This window comes from Tessaracoccus sp. OH4464_COT-324 (assembly GCF_003932855.1).
Taxonomy (GTDB): domain Bacteria; phylum Actinomycetota; class Actinomycetes; order Propionibacteriales; family Propionibacteriaceae; genus Arachnia.
This window is the reverse complement of record NZ_RQYZ01000004.1, coordinates 24349-46955: the sequence shown is the minus strand read 5'-3', so window position 1 is coordinate 46955 and position 22607 is coordinate 24349. Positions and strand designations below refer to the sequence as shown.

The following is a 22607-nucleotide window of genomic DNA, read 5'->3' as shown; positions in this document are numbered from 1 at the left end:
GGGCAGGCGAGATGCAAACTCCGCCCCGCCCAGTCCGATAGTTGGGCATGTCTGAGGAACGTGTGGTTGTGCTCGCCGCCCGCGACCCTGCCCTGATCGAGGCAGTCGAGGCGCTGGCGTTGACGTTGGGAGTTGAGCTGCTCGTGGTGCGCGACGCGCAGCAGATGACGCGCGTCTGGCTGGGCGCGTCGATGCGTCTGCTGGAGCCGGACTTGTCGCCCGCGGCTGCGCTGCTGGGTACGCAGCCCAACTCCTTTGTCGTCGGCCGAGACCCGGTGGAGCTGGCGGCGGCCTCCGCGGAGTTGGGTTACCCGGTGGTGCTGCTGCCCGGCGGCTCTCGACGCCTGGCCGGCCTGCTGAACGGTGCAGGTGGGGTCGGGCGTGGCGCGCGGGTGGTGGCCCTCGTCGGGGCCTCCGGTGGGCTCGGCGTCTCGACGCTCGCAGTCAGCCTCGGGTTGTGCGCCGCCCGGGACGCCAAGCGGGTGGGCATCGTGGAACTAGCGAGGAACGGGGCGGGCCTCGACCTACTTCTGGGGTTGGAAGCGACGCGCGGCCTTCGCTGGGCTGACCTCAGCGGGGCCTCTGGTGAACTCGGGGCGCTCGACGGTGCCCTGTTGGCCGTCGGTGGGGCGCGCATCCTGCCACTCAGTCGCGAGCGACCCGGCCTGCCGGAGCCCCCCGCAGTGTCCGCAGTGTTCGGTTCGCTGAGACGTGACTTCGACGTGGTCCTCGTGGACGCGGGATGCCAGCCCTTCCCGGACGCCGACACCCAACTCCTCGTGGTCGGGGCCGACGTGCGCTCGGTGGCGGCCGCGCGCGCCCTGGCCGCATCGTCGGGGCTGGTCCCGGGCGGGCTGCTTGTGCGCAGGGGCCTTGGGCGGCGGCTGTCGGCCAGCGCCGTCGGCTCCGCGCTGGGGCTGCGCCCCTTGGGGGTGGTGCGCGACGACCGAGCGGTAGCGCGCGCCGCAGAACTGGGCGAGCCGCCATTCGGGCCGCACAGCCGCAAGCACGTCAAGGACTGCCGGCGGGTTTGGGCGGGGCTGAAGGATGGCTGAACTGAGCGAGGTCCAGGCCAGGCTGGGTGCGCTGGGCAGGCCCTATACCACGGCCGACGTGGCGCAGGTTCTGCGCGAGATGGACGAGGTGGTCACCGACGCCGCCATGCTGCAGACGATGGAGCGCCTCAGGCGCAATTCCACGGGTGCGGGCCCGCTGGAGGAGCTGCTGCGCAGCCCGAACGTGACGGACGTGGTGGTCAACGGCCCGCGGAACGTCTTCGTCGATCGGGGTAGGGGGCTGGAGCGGGCCCCGGTTACCTTCGTCGACGACGAGCAGGTGCGTCGCCTGGCCATCCGCCTGGCTGCCGCAGCTGGGCGTCGGCTGGACGACGCCCAGCCCTTCGTTGACGGAAAACTGGCCGATGGCACCCGCCTGCATGCGGTGCTGGCGCCGATCGCGGAGCCCGGGACCTGTCTGTCGCTCAGGGTGCCGGCGCGGCGCAATTTCTCGCTCGTCGGCCTGGTGAACGCAGGCTCGGTCAGCGCCCAGGGGGCGGAGTTGCTGCGGCGGCTGATGCTCAGGAAGGCGCCCTTCCTGATCTCGGGTGGTACTGGCTCAGGCAAGACCACTTTGCTGGCAGCGCTGCTGGCGGAGGTGCCGCACTCCGAGCGGCTACTGGTGGTGGAGGACGCCCGCGAACTCACCCCGGACCATCCGCACTGCGTCCGGCTGGAAGGCCGTGCGGCCAACGCGGAGGGTGCGGGCGCGATAACGATGACGGACCTGATCCGGCAGGCGCTGCGGATGCGGCCTGATCGGGTGGTGCTGGGTGAGGTGCGCGGTGGCGAGATCACCGACCTCCTGCGCGCGCTGAACACCGGCCACGAGGGCGGGTGCGCCACCATTCACGCCAATTCTGTGGCTGACGTGCCCGCGCGATTGGAGGCGCTGGCTGCGTTGGGCGGGTTGGGCAGAGAGGCCTGCCACAGCCAGGTGGCCGCCGCGTTGCGCCTGGTGATCCACGTCGGGCGCGGCCCGTCGGGAAAGCGGCGGGTGGAGGAGATCGGGGCCGTGGTGCGCGACGGAAACTTCGTGCGCATCGAGCCGGGGCTCGGGTGGGCGCCGACGGGCTGGGCGCGACTGCCCGGCGCGCACCTCGTCGAGGAGTTGCTGTGCTAGCGGCGGTCCTTGGCGCGCTCGCCGTCTGGTTTGCCCTACCCATCAGCTCGGCCGCGAAGCTGGCCCGTGTGACTGCTCGTCCTGCTCGACGCGCAGGCCGGCGGCGCCTGCCGGTTCCGCTCGCCGGGGCAGTTGCAGCTGCCGGGGGCAGCTATCTCATCACGGGAAACGCCGGGCTGGGCTGGGCACTGGCCATCGGCACCGTCGTCGGCTCCGGGGCGTGGCTGGCGCGGGACCGGGCGCGGCGCGGTCGGGTCCGTGCCCGGGAAGGAGAGGTCGCGGCGGCCGCGCAACTGCTGGCGCAGCTCCTGCGCTCCGGGGCCATCCCGGCGACGGCGCTGCGCGAGGCCGCGAACGAGCATCCGATTCTGGCGGAATCCGCAGCCGTCGGTGCGCTCGGCGGCGACGTGACCGCTGCTCTCGCGACGAAATCTACCGAAGCCGGAGCGGAGGGGATGGCCGCGCTCGCTGCTGCCTGGCAGGTTGCGGAACGTTCCGGCGCCCCCATAGCCGGCGTACTGAAATCGGTGGCGGAGGGTCTGCGCGACCAGCGGCGGGTTGCGCAGAGCGTCGAAACGGAGCTGTCGGCCGCTCGCGCCTCGGGCCACATCATGGCGCTGCTGCCGTTCGGGGCTGTCGCCGTCGGTTCCTTCGCCGGTGCCAACCCGATGGAGTTCTTGCTGTTGGACCAGCTGGGCCAGTGGCTGGTCGCCTTCGCACTCGGGTGTACGTCACTCGGCGTCCTCTGGATCGAAAGGTTGGCGCGATGAATGCGCTGTTCCTGGCGGTACTCGGCGGCCTAGGCTGTCTCCTGGCCTGGCCGCCCGCACCGCTGGAGCGACTATCCCGGGCGCCGAGCCCACGTAGGCGGCTGGCTGGGACAGCGCTGGTCCAGCGCCTGGCCGTGACGTGCGCATGCACCCTGCTGGCGGCCCTTTTCCTGCCGGATTGGCCGCTCGCGCCGCTGGCGGCAGCGGTCGCGGGCTGGTTCATCGCGCCTCGGGTGAAGCTGCCGCGTGGCGCGGACCCGTGCCTGGCCCAGCTGCCCCTGACGCTCGACCTCCTGGCCGTTTGTCTGGAGTCTGGCGCCCCGACCGTCGCCGCGGTTCGGGCAGTGGCGGAAGCATCTCCTCCGGCCACCCGTGAGCTGCTGCAGCGGGTGCTTGCTCACCTGGAGGTCGGCTGCGGCGCGGGCCGGGCTTGGGCGGAGCTTCGCAGCCACCCGGCGTGGGCCGGCGCAGCCCGCGAGTTCGTTCGCAGCGCCAGGTCGGGCTGCAGCCTGGCGGAGGCGTTGCGGGGCCTGGCCGCTGAGGCTCGCCACGACGCGAGGGAGGAGCAGCTGCGCAGGGCACGAACCGCCGGAGTGAAGGCCGTGGGGCCGCTCATGGTTTGCTTCCTGCCCGCTTTCATCGCCGTCGGAATCGTGCCGATCATCGCTGGCCTGCTCAGGGGATTCCTCGGTTAGCGGTTACAGTTCGGCCATGGTTGCTTGGTCTCGGTTCCTGAATGCGGAGGAGGTGTGCGCCTCCGACGAGCGCCCCGCGAGTCCCGGGGAAACTGTCGAGTGGCCCGAGTGGGTCTCCGACGAGGTGCGCGCGCGGGCCGCGGACCTCGGGGTGCATCGGCCGTGGAAGCACCAGCGCGAATTCGCCGAGCTGGCCTACTCCGGCCGCCACGCAGCCCTGACGACCGCCACCGGGTCGGGCAAGTCGCTGGCCTACCTGCTGCCGGTGCTCGCCGCAACCGCGGAGGGCCGGCTGGGAGTGGAAGTCAGCCTTCCTCGGGTTCGCAAGCCCGAGCACACCGCCTTGTACCTGTCTCCGACCAAGGCCCTCGCCCACGACCAACTCCGTGCGGCGAAGGAACTGGGCCCGAAGGGGTGGCGTGCCTGCGTGCTGGACGGCGACTCCTCCCCGGATGAGCGCCGCTTCGCGCGGGAGCACGCATCCTGTCTGTTCACCAACCCGGACATGCTGCACTACGCGCTGCTGCCCGGCCACCGGCGTTGGTCGAGGCTGCTCGCGAACCTGCGCTATGTCGTTGTCGACGAGGCGCACCGCTACCAGGGAGTATTCGGCGCGCACGTGGCGCACGTGCTACGGCGGCTACGTCGGCTCGCAGCACACCACGGCTCCGCCCCGACGATGCTGCTCACCTCCGCGACCTCCCCGAACGCGGCGGAGTTCGGCGGTAGGCTGGTTGGCGAGCCAACGGTCGAGGTCGTGGCGGCGGACAGCGCACCCAAGCCGCGGCGCACCGTGGTGCTGTGGAGGCCGAAGAACAGTCTCTACCGCGAAACTTCCCTCCTGCTCGGCGGACTCGTCGAGGGCGGCGCGCAGACCATCGCCTTCGTCGGTTCTCGCAGCGGTGTGGAATTGGTGGCTCGTGAGGCGCGGGAGGTCACCGCTCAGCCGCTGGCCAGCTACCGGGGCGGTCATCTGCCCCAGGAGCGGCGCGCGTTGGAGCGCGAACTGCACAGCGGTCGGTTGCGCGGCGTGGCCTCGACCAACGCGCTCGAACTGGGGATGGACATCTCCGGCATGGACGCGGTAGTGATCGCGGGTTACCCGGGGAAGTTGAGTTCCCTGTGGCAGCAGGCGGGGCGGGCGGGCCGTCGCGGCGCCGACGCGCTGGTGGTGCTCGTCGCGAGGGAGGACCCGCTAGACGGTTTCCTGCTGGACCACCCGGAGGCAATCTTCAGCGCCCCCGTGGAGAACGCGGTGCTCTTTCCCGGCAACCCCCATGTTTTCGGCCCGCACCTGGCTGCGGCAGCACAGGAGCTGCCGATCACGCAGGATGATGAGCGCTGGTTCGGTCCCAGCGTCGCCGGGCTCGCCCGGACACTCGCGGAGCAAGGCGTGCTGCGCGACAGAGGCGGCCGATGGTTCTGGACCCGCCCCGACCGGGCCGTCGACTTCATTTCGCTGCGCACTGCCGGCAGCCGAGAATACGACATCATCGAGCGGGAAACGGGACGGGTGGTCGGCACCGTCGACGAGAATCGGGCCGATGTGGCGGTGCATCCCGGCGCGGTCTACCTGCACCAGGGGGAGACCTTCGTCGTGGATGAGCTGGACCGAGCCGACCTGCGCGCCAGCGTCGTGGCGGCCCGCCCCCGCTACTACACCCAGCCGGTCACCTCCTCCGCAATCCGGGTGTTGGCCGACAAAGAGCAGCGCGACCTTGGTACAACCCAGATCCATCGCGGCGACGTGCGGCTCACCCGCCGGGTTCTGGGCTACCTGCGTCGCGACGATGTGACGCACGAGGTGTGGGACCAGACTGAGCTGGAGATGCCCTCTCGAACCTTGGCCACCCAGGCGATCTGGTGGACGGTGCCCGAGCGGACGCTCGCCGGGCTCGGCTGGCAGCCGTCACGCACTGCGGCGGCGGTGCACGCGATGGAGCACACCGCAATCGGTCTGTTGCCGGCGTTTGCTCCCTGCGACCGCTGGGACATCGGCGGCGTCTCGACGGCCCATCACGAAGACACCGGCCGGGCCACCATCTTCATCCACGACTCGCTGCCCGGCGGGGCCGGGTTCGCCCACCGCGCCTTCGAAGTGATCCAAGACTGGCTGACCGCGGTGCTCGCGCGCCTCACCCATTGCCCCTGCCCAGACGGTTGCCCCGCCTGCGTCGTCTCCCCGAAATGCGGCAACGCGAACCAGGTGCTGAATAAGGCCGACGCCGCCCAACTGCTGGCCGCGTTGCTTCCCTGACTCCTTGCCGCGGTGCCATGCGCGGCTCGGGCCGGGAGAATCTCGGCCGTGCAAAAGTGGCGACCATCGGTGATCCGTGACCTCTAGTGAGGATGCCCCGGGACAGTCCCGGGCGAAAGCACCGCAGGAGGAAGAATGGAACCCGACGCTTCGCGAAGCCAGCTGTGGGAGCGGGGCCTCACCACCGTCGAATACGCGATCGGTCTGCTGGCCGCCGCCACCGTGGCCCTCGTCCTATTGAGGATCTTCAACGACAGCTCCTTTTTCAAGATGCTCTTCGACTGGGTGTCGAACATCTTCAACAACGTCGCCGGCTCCTCTGGCCTGCCCCGGATCACAGGCTGATGAGCAGCAGCATTTCGAGCTTGCGCATGGCGCCCGGCGCCCGTGGCATGTCCACCGTCGAGCTGGCGGTGGGGTTGGTTACCGTGACGGTGCTTGCCGCGTTGCTCATCACCTTGACCATGCTGGGGGTGGCGCAGGCGGGAGTGGCCGAGTCCTCGGCACAGATCGCCCGGCAGCTGGCCCGCGGGGATCAGCAGGCAGCCCGGCAAGCCTCTGAGCGGGCACCCGGCTCGGTGCGGGTCGAGCAACGCTCGGGCGGGGTCTCGGTGACTGTCGTGGCCGAGGCCCCGGTGTTGGGCATCGGCAAGGTGCCGGTGACCGCCACCGCCTGGGCCGCATACGAGCCGGGCCAACATGCTTAGGCGGGGCGAACGCGGCGCCGGCACCGTCCTGACTGCGGCGGTGTCGCTGACGCTGATCGGAGTGGCCACGATGGCGTGCATCGTCGTCGGCTGGTTCGCGGCCATCCGGCGGGCCGAACAGGTGGCGGAGCTGGCGGCGCTGGCGGGTGCCGGCGCGGCCACCCGGTCCGCGGACGTGTGTGCTGCCGTGCGCGACGCCGCGGCACGCAACCGGGCGGTGGTCGCGCGGTGCCTGGTGCGCGGCTCGGGGCCGGACGTGGTGGTGGAGGTGGGGGTCGATGCCCACCTGCACTACACGCTCGGCATCGTCCCGGACAGGATCTTGCGGCTGGCCAGCGCCGGCACCATGTGACAGCGCGGTACGGGATACGGTAGGGGCTGATCAGGAGGAGAAGAAATGTCTCTGCGTGCAACGTTCACGGCGTGCGGCTACACCGCCGACGGGGTGCTCGGCCGGATCGGGGAATCCGGGCAGGCGGGGCTGGGTCGCAACGTGACCGTGCCCGCCAGCCGGGCTCTCGCCGGGGACAGCGACGAGTTGGCAACGCTGATCCGGCTGTTTATCTTGCAGCAGGAGGTGCCCAGTGAGGACGCAGCCTTCCTCGGCGCGAGCCCGTTCCTCACGCACGAACAGGGCCGAGCGCGGGCCGTCGTCGATGTGCGCCCCTACGGCTCCGACGACGACGGCGCCACGGGCTGGCTGGTCTCCGACCTCACCCCAGGGCTCGACCACGCGACGACGCCCACCCGCGCCGACTACGTGCTGGGGGCTTCGCCCGCGTCGACCACCCTTGCCCAACTCGTGATCCGCCGGGAAGTGGGCGCGGCCCTGGATCTGGGCACCGGCTGCGGGGTGCAGTCGCTGCACCTGGCCCGACACGCGCGCCGCGTCGTCGCAACGGACATCAATGAGCGGGCGCTGACGTTGGCGCAGGCCTCGGCGGAGCTGTCCGACGCCCGGGTGGAGTTTCGGCTGGGGTCGCTGTTCGAGCCCGTGGCCGGCGAGCAATTCGATCTGATCATCTCTAACCCGCCCTACGTGATGAGCCCTCCGACGCGCGACGGCGACACCCTCTCCTACCGGGAAACCAACTTCGCCGGCGACGGTCTGCTGCAGGCGATCTTGCGCGACGCGCCCCGACACCTTGCGCCCGGTGGAAGCCTGCAACTGCTCACGAACTGGGCCATCGTCGAAGGGATGGACTGGGCCGAGCGTCTCCGACCGTGGCTGGCGGACACCGGCTGCGACGCGTGGGTAATCGAACGCGAGCGAATGGACAAGTTCAGCTACATCGAGCTATGGCTCGCCGACGCAGGGCTGGCCGGAACACCCCAGTGGCGTCCCGCGTACGAGCAGTGGCTCGACTACTTCGAGGAGCTGGGCATCGTCGAGGTGGGCATGGGGTGGATCCTGCTCACCAAGGCCGGGCGAGCCGAGGCACACATTCGGATCGAGTCCTGGCCGCACGCCGTGCAGCAACCGGTGGGCGAGGTGTTCGCGCGGCACCGCGCCGCCGTCGACGCGGCGCTGCTGAGCGACGAGGAGTTGTGGGCGTCCCGGCCGGAGCTAGTCAACGTGCGCCAAGAGACGATGGGTGTGCCCGGCGCGGAGGACCCGGAGTACATCGTTTTCCGGCAGACAACGGGCCTGCTGCGGGGCATGCGGGCTGACACCGTCGTCGCGGCGGTACTGGGCGCGCTGGATGGGGAGCTGACGGTGGGGCAGGTGTGCTCGGCGGTGGCTCAACTGCTGGGCCGGGAACCGGCCAGCGTGGCGCGCCAGGTGCTGCCGGAAATCCGTGGCGCGCTGGAGGAGCAGTACCTGATAATTCGCTGAGAGCGCGAACTGCACTGCGGATAGCCGGCGAATCTTCGCTATTGTCGAGGAGCCCCAACTGATCAGGAAGAGCACATGAGCCCACAGCGTCTCGTCATCGTCGAGTCCCCGACAAAGGCCAGCAAGATCGCTGGTTTCCTAGGAAAGGACTATGTAGTCACCTCCAGCCGTGGACACGTCCGCGACTTGCCGACGAAGGCGGCGGAGGTTCCCGCGAAATATAAGGGCGAGAAGTGGGCGCGCACGGGCGTCAACGTCGAGGGTGGCTTCCAGCCCATCTATGTGGTGGCGGCGGACAAGAAGGCGACGATCCGCGAACTCAAGGAGATGTTGAAGGCCGCCGACGAACTCCTGCTCGCCACTGATGGTGACCGGGAGGGCGAGGCGATCGCCTGGCATCTGCGTGAGGAGTTGAAGCCGAAGGTTCCGGTCAAGCGCATGGTGTTCCACGAGATCACGAAGCAGGCCATCCTTGAGGCGGTGGAGAATCCGCGCGACATCGACGAGGACCTGGTGGATGCGCAGGAAACCAGGCGCATACTTGATCGGCTCTACGGCTACGAGGTGTCCCCGGTGCTGTGGAAGAAGGTGATGCCGAAGCTGTCCGCTGGTCGGGTACAGTCGGTGGCGACCCGGCTCGTCGTTGCCCGGGAGCGGGAGCGCATGGCATTTGTGCCTGCCAGCTACTGGGATCTGGACATCACCCTCGATGCGGGGCCGGGCAAGGAACCGCAACTCTTCCCCGGTCGCCTGGTGGGGGTCTCGGGCCGCCGGGTGGCTCTCGGGCGCGATTTCAATTCCGTGGGCGCGCTCAAGGACGAGAGCCTTCTGGTGCTTGACGAGGTGGGCGCGAAGCGGGTGGCGGATCAGTTGCGTTCGGCTCAGGTGACGGTCGACGCGGTGGAGGCTAAGCCCTACACCCGGCGCCCCTACGAACCGTTCCGTACCACGACGATGCAGCAGGAGGCCGGCCGGAAGCTGGGTTTCTCGGCGCAGCGCGCGATGAGCGTCGCGCAGGATCTGTATGAGCAGGGCTTCATCACCTACATGCGTACCGATTCGATCGCGCTGTCCACGGAGGCGGTCAGCGCGGCTAGGGCACACGTGAAGGAACTGTTCGGGGAGCGTTACCTTTCGCCCAGGCCGCGCGTCTACACGTCGAAGGTGAAGAACGCGCAAGAGGCGCACGAGGCCATCCGCCCGGCGGGCGACGAGTTCGTGCACCCGGATCGCACCGGGCTGAGCGGCGATCACGAGAAGCTGTATCGCCTGATCTGGATGCGCACGATCGCGTCGCAGATGGCCGACGCGTTGGGCGAGCAGGTATCCATCCAGCTCTCCGCGCAGGCCGAGGAGAGCCTGGAGCTGGCGGCTTCGGGGCGCACCATCACCTTCCCCGGCTTTCTGAAGGCCTACGTGGTCAGCGTCGACGAGGGCACCGCCGACGATCAGCAGTCGCGGCTGCCGCAGCTCGGCCAAGGTGAGCGGGTGACGGCGCACGCGGTGGCGGCCACGGGGCACGAGACGCGGCCGCCGGCGCGCTACACGGAGCCCTCCCTCGTGGCGAAGCTGGAGGAGTTGGAGATCGGGCGCCCGTCCACCTACGCGTCGATCATCCGCACCATCACCGCCCGCGACTACGTGTTCAAGAAGGGTTCAGCGCTCGTGCCTACCTGGCTGGCGTTCGCGGTGACGCGCCTGCTGGAGGAGCACTTCACAGAGCTGGTTGACTACGAGTTCACCGCGCAGCTGGAGGACCAGCTGGACGAGATCGCCGGTGGTAAGGCCGAGCGGCTGAAGGTGCTGCAGGACTTCTACTTCGGCCCGGAGGGGGAGAGCGGCCAGGGGTTGGAGACCCTGGTGAGCGAACTCGGCGACATCGATGCTCGCGGGTTGTCCACCTTCCCACTGGCCGACTCCGGCATCGACGTGCGGGTCGGGCGCTACGGCACCTATGTCGAGGATGCTCAGGGGCGTAGGGCCAACGTGCCTGACGATCTGCCCCCGGACCAGCTGACGGTCCACCTGGCCGAGGAGCTGCTGGCTCAGCCGCTGGACGCGGAGCGCGAACTCGGCGTGGATGAGGCAACGGGCCGGATGATCGTCGCGAAGAACGGCAGGTTTGGGCCTTACGTGACGGAGGTGCTGCCGGAGGACGCGCCCAAGACACTAAAGGCCCGAACCGGCTCGCTGTTCAAGTCGATGTCGCTCGACGCCATCGACCTGGCTACGGCGTTGCAGTTGATGAGCCTGCCGCGGGTGGTGGGCACCGCCGCGGACGGGGTGGAAATCACCGCCCAGAACGGCCGCTACGGCCCCTACCTCAAGAAGGGCACTGACTCGCGTTCGCTGGGCAGCGAGGACGAGATTTTCACGATCACGTTGGAGGCTGCCGAGGCGATCTACGCGGCTCCCAAGACACGCGGTCGGCAGGCCGCCGCTGCTCCGCTTCTGGAGCTGGGTGCCGACCCGGCCAATGGCAAGCCGGTGGTGGTGAAGAGCGGCCGGTTCGGTCCGTACATCACCGATGGCGAGACGAACGTGACGGTCCCGCGTGGCGAGGACCCAGCGACGCTGACTGCGGCGCGGGCCTTTGATCTGCTGGCCGAGAAGCGAGCCAAGCCGAAGGCGACGAAGACGCCCGCCAAGCGCGTGACGCGGAAGAAGTCCTGATGAGCAAGCGGAGGGCTCCCTTGTGGTTCCATCTGCCGGTGGACTCCGGGCCGCCCCCGCTGGTCTCTCCGACGGTGGGCTTCGAGCGGCTGGTGGCCCACGGCACTGGGGAGCGCAGGACGCGGGTGAGTGTGCTGGACTCGCCGTTAGCGCGCCTGCTGCGCGCCGGCATCACTGTCGCGCACCGGCTTCGCGGCGACGAACCCGGCCACTGGTACGTGGCGGCGCCGGGGTGGCCGGGGCTGCCCGACGAGGCCGTCTATCCGATCGACGCTAGTGGTGACCTGCCGGGCGATATTCGGCGGAAGCTGCAACTGTTCCTGCGCACCCACGAGCTGGCTCCGTTCGCGACCATCGAGCACGACCGGCGCGAGTTCACGCTGCGCGGGGCGGCCGAGGACCTGATCGACATCGTCGAGGACCGTTTCAGCATTTTCCGCGGTGGCGAGCTGGTAAACCGGGTCCGCGAGATAAAGATGACCCCTCTGGTCACGCTCACCGCCCAGCAGCGGGCGTTCCTCACCGCAGCGATGACGGCAGCGGAGGCGGTCCAGCTTGACGAGGAACCCACGCTCGCCTGCCGGATCGGTCCGCCGGCAACGGGGCCGACGCCTTACCGGCAGCCGCTGCCGGTGAAGCGGGACATGACCTTGGAGGAGTTCGTCGCGGAGCGGTTCCTCGGCCACCTGAATCGCCTGATGGCGGCCGAGCTGACCGGTAGCGGGCGATGCTCGGAGTTGGCAGCCATCCGGGTGACGCTGCGCGGCCTGTCCTCCGTGCTGGAACCGACCTGGCGGACGGAGTGTGAGGCACGCCTGGACCGGGCCGGGTCGGAGGTTGATCGCCACAGCGTCTTGCCCAAGCTCATGGCGTCCCTGGTGAGCGCCGTTCGGGCTCCGAAGCTGGGTGACCTCGCGCGTCGGCCGGTGGGTGAGGTGCTCTACTCCCGGTTGGAGCAGCAGCTGCTGATCCTGTTTGACAGGTGCCGTGGTTTGGCGGTCAACGGGCCGGAGGAGTCCTGGTCTGCGGCACTGCGCTCTGCGGAGCAGCTTGATGCCACGACGCAGGTCTTAGAGCCGCTGTGGCCCAAGGGCTTCGGCCGGTTGCGGAAGGAACACCTCGGGCTGCTCGACGCGTTGCGGTCGTCGCTGCGCCCGCCGGAGGACATCGAGTTGGTGGGGTTGAGCGTCGCCGAGGCGTTTCAGCTGGGCCGGGATATGGAACATGCGCAGTGGACGGTCACGTCTGCGCGCTACGAGTTCGTCGGCGAATGGCCCGGCCATGTGGAGAGCGGGCGGAAGCAACTGGGCAAGATCCGGAAGAAGCTGCTGTGACCGGCCTATTCGTGGTGTTCGAGGGTGGCGACGGCGTCGGCAAGACGACGCAGGTCACCGAACTGGCGCAGCGGCTGGCGCGGGCAGGCATCGCGCACATCGTCACCCGCCAGCCCGGGGGCACCGGCCTGGGCGCGACGCTGCGCGGCCTCGTGCTGGATCCGGAGCGGGACGTTGACCCGCGTGCCGAGGCCTTGATGTACGCCGCTGACAAGGCGCAACACGTTCATGAAGTGGTCCGCCCGGCCCTTAGCCGGGGCGAGGTGGTGGTGTGCGACCGCTACGTCGACTCGATGATCGCGTACCAGGGCGCGGGGCGGGCGCTGGATATGGGGGAGGTCAGCCGCGTCGGGTGGTGGGCCGTCGGGGGTTTGCGGCCGCACCTGACGGTGCTGCTGGACGTTGCACCGGGGGATGCGGTGGAACGGATCGCGGCCAAGGACCGGTTGGAGGCTGCAGGCGCGGACTTCCATGAGCGCGCCCGCCAGCATTTCCTGGATCTGGCGGCGGAGCGTCCGGGCGAGTACCTGATAATCAACGGCCGGGAGCCGTGCGGCGAGATAGCGGACCGGGTGGAGAGTAAGGTCCGCGGCCTGCTCGGGCGATGAATCGTCTGCGGAGCGTGCAAGGATTGGGTTCATGGCGGACGTTTTCTCTGAGTTGGTGGGGCAGGAACGGGTGGTGGACACCCTGCGGCGTGCGGTGGCGGGTGCCCGGCACGCCATGACGCATGCCTGGCTGTTCGTCGGGCCGCCCGGTAGCGGCCGTTCCAACGCCGCCCGGGCGTTCGCTGCCGCGCTGCAGTGTCCCGAGGGCGGGTGTGGTCGGTGCGAGCAGTGCCGAACCTCGCTGGCCGGGGCACACCCCGACGTGACCCTGGTCCGCACGGAGCAGCTGTCTATCGGGGTGAAGGAGACCCGAGAGATGGTGTCGCGCGCCAACGTCTCCCCGGTGCAGGGACGGTATCAGGTCGTCGTCGTGGAGGACGCCGACCGGGTGACGGAGCGGGGCGCGGATGCGCTGCTGAAGGGGCTGGAGGAGCCTGCCCCGCGCACGGTCTGGCTGCTGTGTGCGCCGAATCCGGATGACGTGATCATCACAATTCGGTCGCGCTGCCGGGTGGTGCAGCTGCTCACGCCCTCCGACGCGGCGGTGGCCCAGCTGCTGATGGCGCGTGACGGAGTCGACGAGGCCATGGCCTGGCACGCGGCACGCGCGGCCCAGGGGCATGTGGGGCGGGCGCGTGCGCTGGCTCGCAACGAGGATGCCTGGCGGCGTCGTTTCGAGGTGCTTTCGCTGCCGGGCAGGCTGCGTTCGCTCACGGACTGCCTGGTGGCGGCGGAGAATCTGGTGGCGGCGGCCAAGGAGGAAGCCGACGGGATCTGCGAACCCCTGGACCAGCGGGAGATGGCTGCGTTGCAGCAGTCGTTGGGTGTGGGCACGCGCGGCGCGCGGCCCCGGAACACGGCTGGAGCGATCAAGGACCTGGAGGAGGAGCAGAAGACGCGCCGCAAGCGGATGGTGCGCGACTGCTTGGATCGGACCCTCACGGAGTTGACCTCTTTCTATCGTGACGTGTTGGCGATCCAATGCGGCGCGGATGCGAAGCTGATCAATGCCGACCTGCGCGACGTGATAGAGCCCATTGCAAGCCGAAGAACTCCGGAGCAAACCGTTCGTGCGCTGGATGTGATTCTGGACACCAGGCGCAAGCTTGAGGGTAATGTTTCGCCCCAATTGGCCTTCGAGGCGCTTCTCATCGGCGTGACCCGCGGTTAACCCAAACGCGGGTTTTCGGCGTGTGTCCCGATAAAAATCCGGCTCGCGGCTGCCAGAATGGTACGGACGAATTCATAGAAGCGAGGTCTGCCATGACGACCAACAATTCCGACAACTGGGTTTCTGAAGGCACCCCCAAGGAAGACTGGGATGCCACTACGGACTACGGGGTTGAAGTCGACCCTGCTCAGTGGAACGACGACTCGGCCGAGCAAGCAGTACCCGTACCGACGCCGGCGGCGGCGCGGGACTACCACAGGGCCAGGAGCTTGACTGCGGAGGGCGTAGGGGGAGGGGAGGAATCCCCCGAGGCTGAGGGCGACCACCCCGTCGCAGTCCCGGCTCGACTTGCGGAGGAGGACTCAAACTTCTGGGAAGAGAATGTGGGCGCGGACGAGGGGCCGTCGGGTGGCCAGGAGCAGCCCGACGACGCCTCGGCCCGGGCGGTTGACGGCCAGGGCCAGCCCCATGTCGAGGAGGGCTTCTTCGCGCCGGAGCCGCAGCCGCTGAGTCCGGCGGAGTCCGAGTGGTTCGCGGCGCAGGAGGCGCCCGCCCACGAGGGCGAGCCCGCGAGGGAGGAACCGGCTGAGGGCTCAGCCGCCCCGGCGGAGGAAGCCGTGCAGGCCGGTTCCTGGGCGGGGATGGCGCAGGAGGAGCGGGGGGACTATCAGCCGGTCGAGGACCAGCCGGAGGTTTCCGACGTGCCGGAACCCGCCGTCGGGGAGCAGATCGCTGATGGCAGCGGCGAGTTGGAGCCGCAGCCGACCCGGAAGCCGGAGGTCGAGGAATCGGCGAGGGTCGAGCCGGCGGCTGTCGAGGAGATACTGGAGCCGGCACGGCAGACGGCGTCCGGGTGGGGTGGGGCTCATGCTGCGTCGGAGGCCGCGATGCCCGAGGTCTCTGTCGTCGCGGCGGAACCCGAGGGCCTCGTCGAGGACGCGCCGGCTACGCAGTCGGAGCCGGTCGTCGAGGCGGTGGAATCTGCTGGGGCTCCCCCCGTTGAGGTGTTGCCGGATCCGGTCACGGCCGCCCGGCCCGAGCCGGAGCTGGAAGCGGCGCTTCAGGTGACGGCGCCGCCGGAGCCAGTGGAGCAGCCGGAGCCCCAGCTGATGGCGCAGCCGGAGTCGGAGGAGGCACCCCAGGCCGCACCGTCGCCCATCGTCGAGATGCAGCCAGAGCCGGTGCCCGAGCAAGTGGGCGATGATACGGAGCTGATGGCGGTGGTGCCCGACGCGGACGAGACCCAGGTGCGACCCCGACCTAGCGTCGTGCCCGGCGGGCTGGCCGCCCCGGTGGGGCTGTTCCGTGAGGAGGCGGAGCCCACCGAGCAGATCGACCCGCAGCAGACCCAGGTGATCGAGCAGCAGAGGCTGGCTGCGGAGGAGGCCGCCGAGCGGGAGGCCGCGGAGCGGCTGCAGGAGCAGCGCGAGGCCCGCGACGCCATGCTCGGGGTGCTACCCGCGGCCGCCGAGGGCGGTGTGCGCGAGGTGGGGAAGCCCGTGAAGCGGCAGGCTGATCGCTTCTTCGGGGCGTTCTCGCTGTTCGTGCTGCGCGTCGTGGCGGCGGGCATCATCGGCGTGCTGGCCTACCAGACGCTGCAGGACATCGATGGCGCGACGCGGTTCCTGGCGCGCACCGTGGTGCCCGAGCCACAACTCGTGGCGTGGATCCTCGGCTTCGGGCTGGCGGCGATGGCGGCGATGCTGGTGCTCGGCTTCGGTGCGCGAATCGCGGCCTTCCTGCTGCTTGTCGTGTCGATCGCGTCGCTGTCCGTGATCCGCTGGGGGCAGTTCAGCATCTTCCAGCCCGGTATGGAGGGATTCCTGGGTGATCGCACGCTGCTTACCGCGGCGGCGGCCCTGGTGATCCTCACGTTCGGTGCTGGGCGGTTCAGCATCGATGGGGCGATCTACTCCGCTCGTCAGGAGGCCAAGGCGGCGAAGAGGGGGTAGCCCTCGGCGACGCTAGGATGTCGGGCATGAACCGACGCAGAGTACTCACCATCGTCATAGTCCTGCTGCTGTGCGCGAGCCTTCTCGGATTCGGGCTTTTCGCGACGCTGCGTGGTCAGGATAGCTCCGCGCCGAGCCCTGAGCCGGTACCGATTGATCTGCAGCCCAAGCAGGTAGAGGTGAGCACGCCTGACGCGAAGAATACGGTAGGCCGGCTGCCCGGCGAGTTGGCGCGCCCGCTCACCGACCTGACGCTGTTCGAGGATCCCGAGTACTCCAGCGAGGATCGGCAGCTGGATCTGGGCGAGGGCGAGGGAAAGAGCGTCGAGTTCGAGGCCCCGCTGGGTGACCTGGGTGCCTACGCCGCTCAGGAGATTCAGTGGAAGGACTGCGGCGGCCGGCTATGCGCGACGGTGCTGGCCCCGCTGGACTGGGACAACCCGGCAGAGGCTGCGGTCCGGCTCAACGTGATGCGTCGCCCTGCGCGTGAGCCGAAGCACGACCCGATCTTCATCAACCCCGGTGGGCCGGGGGCGCCCGGGACTGAGTTCCTGTTTGCCTTCGGCCCCACGAAGCTCCCAAACCACGACATCATCGGCTGGGATCCGCGCGGAACCGGGCAGTCGACGCACGTCGTGTGCGGCAGCACCGAGCAGACCGATGCCATCAAGGATCTGGACGGCACCCCCGATGACGATACCGAACTGGAGGCGCTGCGTCAGGGGGCCCGCGACTTCGCGGCACAGTGTCGCGAGCACTCCGGCAAGCTGCTGGACCATGTCACGAGCGTCGACGTGGTGCGCGACATGGACCTGTTGCGCCACCTGATGGGGGCGAAGAAGTTCAACTTCCTGGGCGTGTCCTACGGCACCTATATCGGTGCAATGTACGCGACGCTGTTCCCCGATACCGCCGGCCGGCTGGTGCTCGACGCGGCCGTCGAGATCACGAACGCTGAACCGGTTCTGCAGGTCGAGGGGTTCGAGTTGGCCTTTAGAAACTGGAGCGAGTGGTGCGCCAAGGAGGAGGGATGCCAGCTGGGCGATGGCACCGCTGAGAGTGTGCAGCGCGAGATCAGCGACTGGCTGGAGACTCTCGACCAGCATCCGGTGAACGTCGGGGAGCGCAAGCTAACCCAGACGCACGCAGCAATCGGCATCGCCTTCTTCCTGTACGCGGACGCCGGAATGTACTCCGTGCTCGCCCAGATGATCTCCGATGCGATGGCAGGTGAGGGGAGCGGGCTGCTCGATGCAGCGGATCAGCTCAACGGCCGTAGCGGTCGCGGGTGGGACACGTTGGCCTTCGCGTTTCCGGCGATGCGTTGCGTTGACGGCCCCGACCGTGGCGCGGATTACGTCGGCGATTACCGGAGCGAGGCCGAGGCGAAGGCTCCGATGCTCGGCAAGCATATGGGCATCGAGTACACGTGCGAGTACTGGGGCGCGCGCCCGCTTCCTACCTACAAGCTCGACGCGAAGGGCGCGGCTCCCATCCTCGTCGTGGGCAGCACCGGCGACTCCGCGACCCCCTACCAGCAGGCCGTGCGGATGGCCGGGCAGTTGGAGGGCGCGAAGCTGCTCACCTACGACGGCCCGGGGCACGGCATCACGACGGGCGGGAACTCCTGCGTGGACGAGGTGGTTAACGCCTACTTCGAAAGTGGCGCGCTGCCCGAGGACGGGAAAACCTGCTCTTGACCGGCGGCTTTTCAACGAGGGTGCGGTTGCGCTATAGTTTCGTCTCGTTGCCACCCTAGCTCAGGTGGTAGAGCGACGCTCTCGTAAAGCGTAGGTCACGGGTTCGAGTCCCGTGGGTGGCTCGGCAACAAAAGCGGCCTTCGCTAGGTGTTTCTCCTGGCGAAGCCGCTTTTCTTCTTGATGCGGGGGCTTTTCCACCGCGGAAAGTGGGGCTTTGCGGGGATTTCGGTAAACGGCCAACCTGGGAAACGCAAGCACTAATGGCCAAGCGGCTGGTTGTGGCGAACGTGAATCGCGGCGAGCTTGTGAACGTATTCCTGGACCTCGTCCAAACGCCAAAGGGTAGAGAGCTCGCTTCCGAAGTTAAAGAGTCAGCGAACCGAGCCCTCGGCGCCAGGAGCGTCCTTGGGTGCTACGACCTTGACTCGAGATCCACCATCCTCCTTCAGGTTGCTGATGTCGTCGCAGGCGCCATCGCATACGAGCGGAGACAATGGCGCGGAGAGGTTCTCGACGCGCCGGGCTCGGAGACTGCCCCGAAAGCGCGGGTCTCCGGAAGACTGAAGCGTGCGTTCGGGTCGCATGACTTCAGGGACGTGCGTATCGGCAAGGTGAACATCCTGACGATGAACCGAATCTAGACCCATCCTAGTGCTGGCCCGCCTACTGTGGCATGATGGGGCTGTCAGGCGGTTTTGGGTTCCGTTCCCAGCACCCGGCTGATCGGTTGCGGGACACCGCGAGCCGTTGCGTGCAAAAAGGTCACGCCCACATACCTGCCCCGTGGCCGGAGCTAACCTCCGGTTGCGGGGCCTTGTGTTGGTAAATCTTCGTGGATAGCCTTCCGGTGGTTGCTCCGAGAGCATACCGACTGGAACTACGCTGGGCGTTGCTGTCCGACGATCTGGTGGGGTTCATCAATCATCGTCACCGCATCATCTGGCTCGACCGACGGCTCCTCTAGGTGTACTGGTCGGGGAGGTCGGTTAAGCGTGTGCGGGCGGCTTGTTCTTGACCGCTGTGTGGGGGTTGTAGAGGTGGGCCCAGCCGGGCAGGGCGTCGCGTCGTTGGGTGTCGGTGGTATGGCGGCGGGTGTAGACCCAGCCGTCGGTGAGTGCCTTGTGGAATCGTTCGATTTTGCCTGTGCGTCTCGGCGTAAGCGACGCGGGAGTGATCGTCGATGACAGTGTGCATGAGCGTATGGCCCATCGTGGGGTCGTGTCACGGGCTGCGCAGCTTGTGAGGCGGCGCGGCCCGGCTCCGATCACTTTAAGCTCGGCCGACATATCGCCAGCCACCGCCATGAGGGATGCTGTCAAGTTTCTTCACGTCGATATGGATCAGGGAGCTAGAATGATCATGCTCGTAACGGCGGACGGGTTCGCCGGTAGCCTGGTCTTGGCCGCGAGTTGGATCGGCCCTTCACGCAAGCGCAGTCGCAGGCTCACGCAGCGGTTGATCACGCGAGGCGGGGGCGTTTGGGCTGTGGTGTGGCCGTGCGGACCGTTTCTGCGTTGATTCGCCAGCCCGGTGCCGGCTTAGCCCAACGTTTCACGGCGGGCCACGAGCACCAGAACCTAGCAGCGACCTCGCTGGTTGGGATACCGTTGTCGACCACGAGTTGAGCACTAAATCAGCCGCTGCTTCCGGGGTAGGGCTGCATTCTTGCGGGACATGGGAGGACTTTCCCCTGAGCGGGTCCCTGGCAGTTCCGCTCAGGGGAAAGTCCTCCCATGCGCGTACCGGTCAGACCGCGTCGTCACGCCCCCTTCAGCCAACCTGTCCGGTCAGTACACGTAGTTCACGGGTTCGAGTCTCGTGGGTGGCTCGGCAAGTTCAGGCCCCTGGCTAGGCTCAACGGCCGATCAGGGGCCTGAATGTTGCCCAGATCTCGGGCGCTGCCCCGCACCGGGCATCCGTCCATCGTCGCCGGGGTGGGGCGGTTGTGGTGCGCCCCGATTCGCGGGCTGCGGGAACCGTCGGGCTCCTCGACGAATCCGTTATCCGCGTTTGGTTGAGGCGGTGTTGTGTATCCGAATTGGGAAGCCAGTCAACGGTCGGAGCGCAACATATTTCGCTTCGTGATTTGAAACTGGCAATGCCCGAACGTCTCGGTCCCTCGGGAGCTGATCGGACCTCGGGCGGGGCCCACCGGATCGGGGACCACCCAGACACAATGCCGCTAGGAGGCTGCCGATTTTCCCGTGGGGTGCTACCCGGGGCCTCGTTCAGGCGGCGGCGGGGCCTTTTGTAGTGTGGTGTCCGTTCAAAGAGATTCCTGAAACTTTGGAGGGCTGGCATGTTCGACTGCGCCGTCATTGGTGCTGGCTATGCGGGTCTCGTTGCGGCACAGGAGCTGAAATCCCGGGGGAAGAGTGTTGTTGTGCTGGAGGCGCGGGATCGCGTCGGCGGCCGCGTGGAGAACATCGACCTGCCGGACGGCAGTTACCTGGAGATGGGGGGCCAATGGGTGGGCCCGGGCTTCGACGTGATGCAGGAGCTGATTCGTAAGTATGGGTTGGAGACCATCGGGGTTCCCTCGCCCGGGGGTAAGTTCATCGTTCGGATCCGTGGCGAGGCCATCGAGGCGAGCACCGACGAGGACGCTCCCGAGCTGAACCCCTTCGAGATGGCCGACCTGGGACAGGGGCTGCTGCGCCTGCGCAGGCTGGCCAGGCGCTACCGCGACGACGAGGTTTGGCGCAAGGCCAACGATGCCTGGCTCCGGCAGGGGATGCGTCGCTGGGCGCAGACCAACTTCCGTACCAAGGCTGCCTGCGTGCGTTTCGGAGAGGTGTACACGTCCGCTTTTCTCGATCTGAGCGACGAGACCACTCTGCTGGAGGGCCTCGGGCGGGTGCTGACCGGGCCCGACCTGGAGTCGATGCTTGCCACCGACGGGAAGCTGATGCAGGAGCGCATCAAAGGCGGAGCCTGGCAGCTGGCCAGGGTGCTGGCCGACGAGCTCGGTGACTCGGTGCGGCTGGGCTGCGCCGTCGTCGGGGTGCGCTACGACGAGTCGCAAGCCACCGTCGTGCTGTCTTCAGGGGAAGAGATCGCCGCCAGGACGGTGATCAACACCATGCCTCCCCGGCTCGCGGCAGCGCTCGACTACGATCCACCGCTGCCCCAGTGGCGCATCGACGAGAACGACAAGATGAGCCCCGGAAACATCATCAAGGCCTACCTGCTGTTCGAGCAGCCATTCTGGCGAGAACGCGGCCTGTCCGGGCAGTCCAGCGCCGACGAGGGCGCGGTCAGGGTCACGTTCGATACCACACTGGCGGATGCGACTCAGGGCCACATGATGGGCTTCTTCGCGGGCGGCGAGGCGCAGTCGTTGGCGAAACGGACGCCGCAGATTCGCCAACGCGCGTTTCTAGAGAGCCTGCGGGCGGCGTTCGGTGAGGTGCCGAAACCCGTGGGCTACGCCGAGCGTCTTTGGGCAGCCGAACCGTATTCCAAGGGCTGCCACGGCGCGCATTTCTCGCCGGGCATCTGGTCGGTGGTGGGGCCGACGCTTGCCGAGCCGGTCGGGCCCCTCTACTGGGCGGGAGCCGAATACGCAACCAAGTTCAATGGGTACATGGAAGGCGCAATCCGTTCTGGCCAGGCGACGGCTGCCCAGGTGCTCGCGCATGGTTGACCGGCAGCTGGCCCGCTCGCGCCTCGTCGCGCAACGTCTGGTGGGTGAACGCCACCCGACTCCGACGGCCGCCGTCGTGGCCTTCGGCGCCATGCAGGGTCAGGATCTGCCGGGGGCGCTGGCCTCGGCGGCGCTCAGATCCACGGGGCGTATCGACGATGTGCTCGCCGCGCTGGACGCGGGCCTCATCGTGCGCGGATACCCGATGCGGGGCACGGTCTTCCTGACGCCTGCGGCGGATCTGCGCTGGCTGAGCGAGCTGTGCGGGACGGCGGCGCTCAGGAACGCCCGAATGCGTCGGGAACGCAACTACGATTTCACCGCCGACGACATTGACCGCATCTACGCGGCGGTTCGGGAGCGCGCCGCCGGGGTGGGAATCAGCCGGGCCGAGTATCAGGAGATCATGGCGGAAGTGGGTGTGGAGCCGAGCGGGGGACGCAGCTACCACACGCTGTACACCCTGATCGCCGAATGCCGCCTGTGCTACGGCCGCTGGAGCGGCCGGGAACAGCAGATCATGCTCGCCGACGAGTTGCTCGGTCCTGGGCTCGCTGAACGCTTCGGTGGCGACGAGATCGCCGCAGTCGCGGAGCTGGCCAGCCGCTACTTCCTGACCCATGGGCCGGCCACCCTGCGCGATTTCGTGTGGTGGTCCAAGCTGCCGCTCACGAAGGCTCGGCGCGCCGTCGGCCTGTTCTCGCCCGACGTGGCGCACCTCGGCGAGGAGACCTTCGCCCGGGCGAGCCTGCCGGATGAGCTGGCGGCGTGTGCTAAGGAGGCCCGATCTGGGTTGCTGTTGCCCGGATTCGACGAGTTCGTCCTGGGCTACCGGGATCGCCTGTTCGCGATGGATGAGCACACCCACACCCGGCTGGTGCCGGGCAACAACGGCGTGTTCAAGAAGTCGGTGGTGGTTGATGGCCAGGTGCGGGGCACCTGGACGCGCGCCGGCGCGGCGGGCAGGCGTCGCCTGGAACTGGAGGAGTTGGCCACACTGCCGAAGTCCGCCGGCCCCGGCCTGCGGCGCCGCTTCGAGCAGTATCCGTTCGTGGGCGAGTGAACCGGGTCCTAGGCCC

19 protein-coding genes, 1 tRNA gene and 1 pseudogene are annotated in these 22607 nt (G+C 68.3%); 20 read left to right on the top strand and 1 reads right to left on the bottom strand.

Translation table 11 applies throughout. The annotated features are described in order from the left end of the window. The first annotated feature begins 47 nt into the window (after positions 1-47). From EII42_RS03765 to EII42_RS13690, 18 genes are all read left to right on the top strand, one after another. Positions 48-1055 (top strand): hypothetical protein, encoded by a 1008-nt coding sequence (locus EII42_RS03765; RefSeq protein WP_125170791.1) that lies wholly within the window; start codon positions 48-50, stop codon positions 1053-1055. Further along, on the top strand, positions 1048-2178 hold the full coding sequence (locus EII42_RS03760; protein ID WP_125170790.1) for a TadA family conjugal transfer-associated ATPase: 1131 nt from the start codon (positions 1048-1050) through the stop codon (positions 2176-2178). Before EII42_RS03765 ends, EII42_RS03760 begins: the two co-directional genes overlap by 8 nt. Beyond that, the gene (locus EII42_RS03755) at positions 2172-2948 is read left to right on the top strand and encodes a type II secretion system F family protein (protein ID WP_158676390.1); all 777 of its coding nucleotides are present in this window, start codon (positions 2172-2174) and stop codon (positions 2946-2948) included. The genes EII42_RS03760 and EII42_RS03755 overlap by 7 nt, the downstream gene beginning before the upstream one ends. Next, positions 2945-3643 carry a type II secretion system F family protein gene (locus EII42_RS03750; RefSeq protein WP_125170788.1) on the top strand — a complete coding sequence of 233 codons (699 nt, stop codon included), beginning with the start codon at positions 2945-2947 and terminating at the stop codon, positions 3641-3643. The genes EII42_RS03755 and EII42_RS03750 overlap by 4 nt, the downstream gene beginning before the upstream one ends. A gap of 16 nt (positions 3644-3659) precedes the next feature. After that, positions 3660-5900, top strand: a complete 2241-nt coding sequence (locus EII42_RS03745) for a DEAD/DEAH box helicase (RefSeq protein WP_125170787.1) — start codon at positions 3660-3662, stop codon at positions 5898-5900. 135 nt (positions 5901-6035) lie between these two features. Further along, on the top strand, positions 6036-6245 hold the full coding sequence (locus EII42_RS03740; RefSeq protein ID WP_125170786.1) for a DUF4244 domain-containing protein: 210 nt from the start codon (positions 6036-6038) through the stop codon (positions 6243-6245). After that, positions 6245-6607 (top strand): TadE family type IV pilus minor pilin, encoded by a 363-nt coding sequence (locus EII42_RS03735; protein WP_125170785.1) that lies wholly within the window; start codon positions 6245-6247, stop codon positions 6605-6607. The genes EII42_RS03740 and EII42_RS03735 overlap by 1 nt, the downstream gene beginning before the upstream one ends. Then, positions 6600-6959, top strand: coding sequence for an Rv3654c family TadE-like protein (locus EII42_RS03730; protein WP_125170784.1), 360 nt, complete (start codon positions 6600-6602; stop codon positions 6957-6959). The genes EII42_RS03735 and EII42_RS03730 overlap by 8 nt, the downstream gene beginning before the upstream one ends. A gap of 45 nt (positions 6960-7004) precedes the next feature. Further along, entirely contained in the window at positions 7005-8444 is a 1440-nt protein-coding gene (locus EII42_RS03725) for a methyltransferase (protein ID WP_125170783.1), read from the top strand. 75 nt (positions 8445-8519) lie between these two features. Beyond that, on the top strand, positions 8520-11117 hold the full coding sequence (gene topA, locus EII42_RS03720) for a type I DNA topoisomerase (protein WP_125170782.1): 2598 nt from the start codon (positions 8520-8522) through the stop codon (positions 11115-11117). Continuing rightward, positions 11117-12451, top strand: coding sequence for a hypothetical protein (locus tag EII42_RS03715; RefSeq protein ID WP_125170781.1), 1335 nt, complete (start codon positions 11117-11119; stop codon positions 12449-12451). The genes topA and EII42_RS03715 overlap by 1 nt, the downstream gene beginning before the upstream one ends. Continuing rightward, on the top strand, positions 12388-13059 hold the full coding sequence (gene tmk / locus EII42_RS03710; RefSeq protein WP_125170780.1) for a dTMP kinase: 672 nt from the start codon (positions 12388-12390) through the stop codon (positions 13057-13059). The genes EII42_RS03715 and tmk overlap by 64 nt, the downstream gene beginning before the upstream one ends. Before the next feature lie 31 nt (positions 13060-13090). After that, positions 13091-14230, top strand: coding sequence for a DNA polymerase III subunit delta' (locus tag EII42_RS03705; RefSeq protein WP_125170779.1), 1140 nt, complete (start codon positions 13091-13093; stop codon positions 14228-14230). Positions 14231-14322: 92 nt separating this feature from the next. Next, a complete protein-coding gene (locus EII42_RS03700) occupies positions 14323-16182 on the top strand; it encodes a DoxX family protein (protein ID WP_125170778.1) in 1860 nt (619 codons plus the stop codon). A gap of 26 nt (positions 16183-16208) precedes the next feature. Continuing rightward, the gene (locus EII42_RS03695; protein ID WP_158676389.1) at positions 16209-17882 is read left to right on the top strand and encodes an alpha/beta hydrolase; all 1674 of its coding nucleotides are present in this window, start codon (positions 16209-16211) and stop codon (positions 17880-17882) included. 49 nt (positions 17883-17931) lie between these two features. Next, positions 17932-18004, top strand: a tRNA-Thr gene (locus EII42_RS03690). 138 nt (positions 18005-18142) lie between these two features. Continuing rightward, a complete protein-coding gene (locus tag EII42_RS03685) occupies positions 18143-18523 on the top strand; it encodes a DUF3800 domain-containing protein (RefSeq protein WP_125170776.1) in 381 nt (126 codons plus the stop codon). 191 nt (positions 18524-18714) lie between these two features. Next, on the top strand, positions 18715-18846 hold the full coding sequence (locus EII42_RS13690) for a hypothetical protein (RefSeq protein ID WP_255416235.1): 132 nt from the start codon (positions 18715-18717) through the stop codon (positions 18844-18846). Here EII42_RS13690 and EII42_RS03680 read toward each other — a convergent pair. Further along, positions 18843-19558 (bottom strand): annotated as a pseudogene (locus EII42_RS03680) (IS481 family transposase). The gene EII42_RS13690 and the pseudogene EII42_RS03680 sit on opposite strands and share 4 nt — an antisense overlap. Positions 19559-20181: 623 nt before the next feature. Here EII42_RS03680 and EII42_RS03675 point away from each other — a divergent pair. Further along, complete coding sequence (locus tag EII42_RS03675) at positions 20182-21528, top strand: NAD(P)/FAD-dependent oxidoreductase (protein ID WP_125170775.1); 1347 nt, start codon at positions 20182-20184, stop codon at positions 21526-21528. Continuing rightward, positions 21521-22591 carry a winged helix DNA-binding domain-containing protein gene (locus EII42_RS03670; RefSeq protein ID WP_158676388.1) on the top strand — a complete coding sequence of 357 codons (1071 nt, stop codon included), beginning with the start codon at positions 21521-21523 and terminating at the stop codon, positions 22589-22591. The genes EII42_RS03675 and EII42_RS03670 overlap by 8 nt, the downstream gene beginning before the upstream one ends. Positions 22592-22607 lie beyond the last annotated feature (16 nt).

Bases quoted from the DNA above. Each gene is read 5' to 3' on its own strand.
- EII42_RS03765 (WP_125170791.1), top strand. From the start codon at position 48: ATGTCTGAGGAACGTGTGGTTGTGCTCGCCGCCCGCGACCCTGCCCTG.
- EII42_RS03760 (WP_125170790.1), top strand. From the start codon at position 1,048: ATGGCTGAACTGAGCGAGGTCCAGGCCAGGCTGGGTGCGCTGGGCAGG.
- EII42_RS03750 (WP_125170788.1), top strand. From the start codon at position 2,945: ATGAATGCGCTGTTCCTGGCGGTACTCGGCGGCCTAGGCTGTCTCCTG.
- EII42_RS03745 (WP_125170787.1), top strand. From the start codon at position 3,660: ATGGTTGCTTGGTCTCGGTTCCTGAATGCGGAGGAGGTGTGCGCCTCC.
- EII42_RS03740 (WP_125170786.1), top strand. From the start codon at position 6,036: ATGGAACCCGACGCTTCGCGAAGCCAGCTGTGGGAGCGGGGCCTCACC.
- EII42_RS03735 (WP_125170785.1), top strand. From the start codon at position 6,245: ATGAGCAGCAGCATTTCGAGCTTGCGCATGGCGCCCGGCGCCCGTGGC.
- EII42_RS03730 (WP_125170784.1), top strand. From the start codon at position 6,600: ATGCTTAGGCGGGGCGAACGCGGCGCCGGCACCGTCCTGACTGCGGCG.
- EII42_RS03725 (WP_125170783.1), top strand. From the start codon at position 7,005: ATGTCTCTGCGTGCAACGTTCACGGCGTGCGGCTACACCGCCGACGGG.
- topA (WP_125170782.1), top strand. From the start codon at position 8,520: ATGAGCCCACAGCGTCTCGTCATCGTCGAGTCCCCGACAAAGGCCAGC.
- EII42_RS03715 (WP_125170781.1), top strand. From the start codon at position 11,117: ATGAGCAAGCGGAGGGCTCCCTTGTGGTTCCATCTGCCGGTGGACTCC.
- tmk (WP_125170780.1), top strand. From the start codon at position 12,388: ATGGCCCGGCCATGTGGAGAGCGGGCGGAAGCAACTGGGCAAGATCCG.
- EII42_RS03705 (WP_125170779.1), top strand. From the start codon at position 13,091: ATGGCGGACGTTTTCTCTGAGTTGGTGGGGCAGGAACGGGTGGTGGAC.
- EII42_RS03700 (WP_125170778.1), top strand. From the start codon at position 14,323: ATGACGACCAACAATTCCGACAACTGGGTTTCTGAAGGCACCCCCAAG.
- EII42_RS03695 (WP_158676389.1), top strand. From the start codon at position 16,209: ATGAACCGACGCAGAGTACTCACCATCGTCATAGTCCTGCTGCTGTGC.
- EII42_RS03685 (WP_125170776.1), top strand. From the start codon at position 18,143: ATGGCCAAGCGGCTGGTTGTGGCGAACGTGAATCGCGGCGAGCTTGTG.
- EII42_RS03675 (WP_125170775.1), top strand. From the start codon at position 20,182: ATGTTCGACTGCGCCGTCATTGGTGCTGGCTATGCGGGTCTCGTTGCG.
- EII42_RS03670 (WP_158676388.1), top strand. From the start codon at position 21,521: ATGGTTGACCGGCAGCTGGCCCGCTCGCGCCTCGTCGCGCAACGTCTG.